The organism is Caulobacter sp. SRI_014 (assembly GCF_057586315.1).
The window spans coordinates 1-5,615 of sequence record NZ_JBYCZQ010000020.1; the positions used below are offsets into that span (position 1 = coordinate 1).

3 tRNA genes and 3 rRNA genes are annotated in these 5,615 nt (G+C 54.9%); all 6 read left to right on the top strand.

Annotated features, from left to right (window positions below):
• Positions 1-233 precede the first annotated feature (233 nt).
• Positions 234-1,717 (top strand): 16S ribosomal RNA (locus AC2YG9_RS22395).
• A gap of 220 nt (positions 1,718-1,937) precedes the next feature.
• A tRNA-Ile gene (locus tag AC2YG9_RS22400) sits at positions 1,938-2,014 on the top strand.
• Between the two features lie 52 nt (positions 2,015-2,066).
• Positions 2,067-2,142, top strand: a tRNA-Ala gene (locus tag AC2YG9_RS22405).
• 276 nt (positions 2,143-2,418) lie between these two features.
• Positions 2,419-5,210 (top strand): 23S ribosomal RNA (locus AC2YG9_RS22410).
• 77 nt (positions 5,211-5,287) lie between these two features.
• A 5S ribosomal RNA gene (rrf, locus tag AC2YG9_RS22415) occupies positions 5,288-5,402 on the top strand.
• The 16S, 23S and 5S rRNA genes sit together here with 3 tRNA genes alongside, the layout of an rRNA operon.
• A gap of 90 nt (positions 5,403-5,492) precedes the next feature.
• Positions 5,493-5,569: transfer RNA gene (locus tag AC2YG9_RS22420), tRNA-Met, on the top strand.
• Positions 5,570-5,615 lie beyond the last annotated feature (46 nt).

Genomic DNA, 5,615 nt, shown 5'->3' on the forward strand with positions numbered 1-5,615 from the left:
GGTCTTTGACATTGTAGATTTGGAAAGAGAAACGCAGGCGGCGACGTTCTGGCGATGGGTTTAACCAACTCATCTCGACGTCGACAAAATGCGGTCTCTTGAAGACACCATGAATATCGATCGTTCGGCTTCGGCTGAGCGGTCAATGTGAATGGGAACTCGTCAAGATACTATGCAAAACCAGATACGCAGCTTCGAGCAATCGGAGCGAACTACTGGAGTCAATGTCAACTCAACCTGAGAGTTTGATCCTGGCTCAGAGCGAACGCTGGCGGCAGGCCTAACACATGCAAGTCGAACGGATCCTTCGGGATTAGTGGCGGACGGGTGAGTAACACGTGGGAACGTGCCTTTTGGTTCGGAACAACTCAGGGAAACTTGAGCTAATACCGAATGTGCCCTTCGGGGGAAAGATTTATCGCCATTAGAGCGGCCCGCGTCTGATTAGCTTGTTGGTGAGGTAATGGCTCACCAAGGCTACGATCAGTAGCTGGTCTGAGAGGATGATCAGCCACATTGGGACTGAGACACGGCCCAAACTCCTACGGGAGGCAGCAGTGGGGAATCTTGCGCAATGGGCGAAAGCCTGACGCAGCCATGCCGCGTGAATGATGAAGGTCTTAGGATTGTAAAATTCTTTCACCGGGGACGATAATGACGGTACCCGGAGAAGAAGCCCCGGCTAACTTCGTGCCAGCAGCCGCGGTAATACGAAGGGGGCTAGCGTTGCTCGGAATTACTGGGCGTAAAGGGAGCGTAGGCGGATAGTTCAGTCAGAGGTGAAAGCCCAGGGCTCAACCTTGGAACTGCCTTTGATACTGGCTATCTTGAGTTTGGGAGAGGTATGTGGAACTCCGAGTGTAGAGGTGAAATTCGTAGATATTCGGAAGAACACCAGTGGCGAAGGCGACATACTGGCCCAATACTGACGCTGAGGCTCGAAAGCGTGGGGAGCAAACAGGATTAGATACCCTGGTAGTCCACGCTGTAAACGATGAGTGCTAGTTGTCGGCATGCATGCATGTCGGTGACGCAGCTAACGCATTAAGCACTCCGCCTGGGGAGTACGGTCGCAAGATTAAAACTCAAAGGAATTGACGGGGGCCCGCACAAGCGGTGGAGCATGTGGTTTAATTCGAAGCAACGCGCAGAACCTTACCACCTTTTGACATGCCTGGACCGCTGCAGAGATGCAGCTTTCCCTTCGGGGACTAGGACACAGGTGCTGCATGGCTGTCGTCAGCTCGTGTCGTGAGATGTTGGGTTAAGTCCCGCAACGAGCGCAACCCTCGCTGTTAGTTGCCACCATTTAGTTGGGCACTCTAACAGGACTGCCGGAGTTAATCCGGAGGAAGGCGGGGATGACGTCAAGTCCTCATGGCCCTTACAAGGTGGGCTACACACGTGCTACAATGGCGACTACAGAGGGCTGCAAGCCAGCGATGGTGAGCCAATCCCAAAAAGTCGTCTCAGTTCGGATTGTTCTCTGCAACTCGAGAGCATGAAGTCGGAATCGCTAGTAATCGCGGATCAGCATGCCGCGGTGAATACGTTCCCGGGCCTTGTACACACCGCCCGTCACACCATGGGAGTTGGCTTTACCCGAAGGCGGTGCGCTAACCAGCAATGGAGGCAGCCGACCACGGTAGGGTCAGCGACTGGGGTGAAGTCGTAACAAGGTAGCCGTAGGGGAACCTGCGGCTGGATCACCTCCTTTCTAAGGATGCTTCTCCAGGCCTTCCTCACGGATGGTCTACTGAGGCGTTCCAAGACATCTTTAAATAGGTGCGGAACGTCGCCGTCTTCGTTTCTCTTTCCACTCATCGCCGGCCGGCGGATCCCATCTGGGGGTCAACAGGTTGGTGATGCGATCGCGAGCCCAGGGTGGCGCTAAGCCTCACTGACGCAGGCGCTTCCAAGCCTTGAAGGCTTCATGGAGGCCTGTAGCTCAGGTGGTTAGAGCGTACGCCTGATAAGCGTAAGGTCGGCAGTTCGAGTCTGCCCAGGCCTACCATCCCTTCAAGTCGCGGATATGAACTGACCAGCTCCGCTGGGCTCACCCTTATGGGGCCATAGCTCAGTTGGTAGAGCGGGTGCTTTGCAAGCATCAGGTCGTCGGTTCGATCCCGTCTGGCTCCACCAGGTCTCACGGAGACCTCTGAAAAGCGATCGATAGAAAGATACAAGTTTGCAGCCGCCTGGCGCTCCTTCTGGGGACCGGGTTTGGTTGCGAAGTGACATCGTAAAGCAAGGGTCAGCCCGGCGCCCCAAGTCTCCCCCTGGAGATGAGGATAAGCGCTTTAAGGGAGGACTTTGAAGACATCATTGTCTGACAAATACAAAGCGCATGACCAGCGTCTGTGCACCTCCCTAGGGGTGTGTGGACATCATAGGCTGGGCATGAGTTTTGCTGAGAACGATCAAGCGCATAAGGGCTTCTGAAGGATGCCTTGGCGTCGAGAGGCGATGAAGGACGTGGCACGCTGCGATAAGTACCGGGGAGGCGCGAGCACCCTTTGATCCGGTAATCTCCGAATGGGGAAACCCACCTTTACGGTCTGCGAACTTGCTTTTGTGCTTCGGTACAGGAGACGGTTCGTAGGGCGTTCAAAGGTATAATGAGCTGAATACATAGGCTTCATTAAGCAAACCCAGGGAACTGAAACATCTCAGTACCTGGAGGAAAGGACATCAACCGAGACTCCCGTAGTAGTGGCGAGCGAACCGGGACCAGGCCAGTGCTGTCGTGACATAAAGCTGAACGATCCTGGAAAGATCGGCCATAGTGGGTGATAGCCCCGTAAGCGTCAAATAGCGACAGACTCGAGTAGGGCGGGACACGTGAAATCCTGTCTGAACATGGGGGGACCACCCTCCAAGCCTAAGTACTCCTCGACGACCGATAGTGAACAAGTACCGTGAGGGAAAGGTGAAAAGCACCCCGACGAGGGGAGTGAAATAGAACCTGAAATCGGAAGCCTACAAGCAGTCGGAGCCACCGAGCGTGGTGACGGCGTACCTTTTGTATAATGGGTCAGCGACTTCATGTGCCGTGCAAGCTTAAGCCGTTAGGTGTAGGCGCAGCGAAAGCGAGTCTGAATAGGGCGAATAAGTACGTCGCATGACGACCCGAAACCAGGTGATCTAGCCATGAGCAGGTTGAAGGTTGGGTAACACCAACTGGAGGACCGAACCCGTGAATGTTGAAAAATTCTGGGATGACTTGTGGCTAGGGGTGAAAGGCCAATCAAACCTGGACATAGCTGGTTCTCCGCGAAATCTATTTAGGTAGAGCGTTCGATGTATTCCTTGGGGGGTAGAGCACTGGATGGTTGCGGGCGGCGCGAGCTGTACCAATACTAACCAAACTCCGAATACCCAAGAGAACTATCGGGCAGACACACGGCGGGTGCTAACGTCCGTCGTGAAAAGGGAAACAACCCTAACCATCATCTAAGGCCCCCAAGTACTGGCTAAGTGGGAAACGATGTGGGATTGCTTTGACAACCAGGATGTTGGCTTAGAAGCAGCCATCATTTAAAGAAAGCGTAACAGCTCACTGGTCAAGCGATCCTGCGCGGAAAATGTAACGGGGCTCAAGCCAGTCGCCGAAGGTATGGGTTTGCACTTAGGTGCAAGCGGTAGCGGAGCGTTCCGTAAGCCTGCGAAGGGAAGGCGTGAGCCTTCCTGGAGGTATCGGAAGTGAGAATGCTGACATGAGTAGCGACAAAGAGTGTGAGAGACACTCTCGCCGAAAGTCCAAGGGTTCCTGCGTAAAGCTAATCTGCGCAGGGTTAGCCGGCCCCTAAGGCGAGGCCGAAAGGCGTAGTCGATGGGAATCAGGTAAATATTCCTGAGCCAGTCAGAAGTGACGGATCTCGTAACTTGTCTGAACTTACTGGATTGTGAGGGCAGGGAAGAGGTCCCTGGAAATAACTCTGACGGAGACCGTACCCGAAACCGACACAGGTGGACAGGTAGAGTATACCAAGGCGCTTGAGAGAACTATGCTGAAGGAACTCGGCAAATTGCACGCGTAACTTCGGGATAAGCGTGACTCTGCTTAGGGCAACCTTTGTAGAGTGGCACAGGCCAGGGGGTAGCGACTGTTTAGCAAAAACACAGGGCTCTGCGAAGCCGCAAGGCGAAGTATAGGGTCTGACGCCTGCCCGGTGCCGGAAGGTTAAAAGGAGTGGTGCAAGCTGCGAATTGAAGCCCCGGTAAACGGCGGCCGTAACTATAACGGTCCTAAGGTAGCGAAATTCCTTGTCGGGTAAGTTCCGACCTGCACGAATGGCGTAACGACTTCCCCACTGTCTCCAGCATAGGCTCAGCGAAATTGAATTCCCCGTGAAGATGCGGGGTTCCCGCGGTCAGACGGAAAGACCCTATGAACCTTTACTACAGCTTCGCCTTGGCGTTAGCAGCAGCATGTGTAGGATAGGTGGGAGGCTATGAAACCGGGGCGCCAGCTCCGGCGGAGCCATCCTTGAAATACCACCCTTACTGTTGTTGACGTCTAACCGCGGCCCCTTATCGGGGTCCGAGACATGGCGTGGCGGGTAGTTTGACTGGGGCGGTCGCCTCCCAAAGTGTAACGGAGGCGCGCGATGGTGGGCTCAGACCGGTCGGAAATCGGTCGTCGAGTGCAATGGCATAAGCCCGCCTGACTGTGAGACTGACAAGTCGAACAGAGACGAAAGTCGGCCATAGTGATCCGGTGGTCCTGCGTGGAAGGGCCATCGCTCAACGGATAAAAGGTACTCTAGGGATAACAGGCTGATTTTGCCCAAGAGTCCATATCGACGGCAAAGTTTGGCACCTCGATGTCGGCTCATCACATCCTGGGGCTGGAGCAGGTCCCAAGGGTTCGGCTGTTCGCCGATTAAAGTGGTACGTGAGCTGGGTTCAGAACGTCGTGAGACAGTTTGGTCCCTATCTGCCGTGGGTGTACGAAGCTTGAGAGGATCTGTCCCTAGTACGAGAGGACCGGGATGGACACACCTCTGGTGGACCTGTCGTGGCGCCAGCCGCGCAGCAGGGTAGCTAAGTGTGGACTAGATAACCGCTGAAAGCATCTAAGCGGGAAACTAACCTCAAAACAAGGCTTCGCTGAGAGCCGTGGTAGACCACCACGTTGATAGGCCAGGTGTGGAAGTGCCGCGAGGCATGCAGCTTACTGGTACTAATAGCTCGATCGGCTTGATCGTTCTTAGTTGAACTCATGAACACAACACGCGCTCTGTATTACAGACAACGATGTCTTCACCCGTATCTCTTCCGCCGACCTGGTGGCTATGCCGGAGGTTCCCCACCCGATCCCATTCCGAACTCGGTCGTTAAGTCCTCCAGGGCCAATGGTACTTCGTCTTAAGGCGCGGGAGAGTAGGTCGCCGCCAGGTCCGCCGAAGAGATACGAGAAACAAAAGCCCCACGGTTCCCCAAAGAACCGTGCTGACCCTTACCTTACGATGACAACACCCCGGTCTTGCCGCGGGATGGAGCAGCCCGGTAGCTCGTCAGGCTCATAACCTGAAGGTCGCAGGTTCAAATCCTGCTCCCGCACCCAAGCATCACAAAAAGCCCCGCAAGCGAAAGCTCGCGGGGCTTTTTGC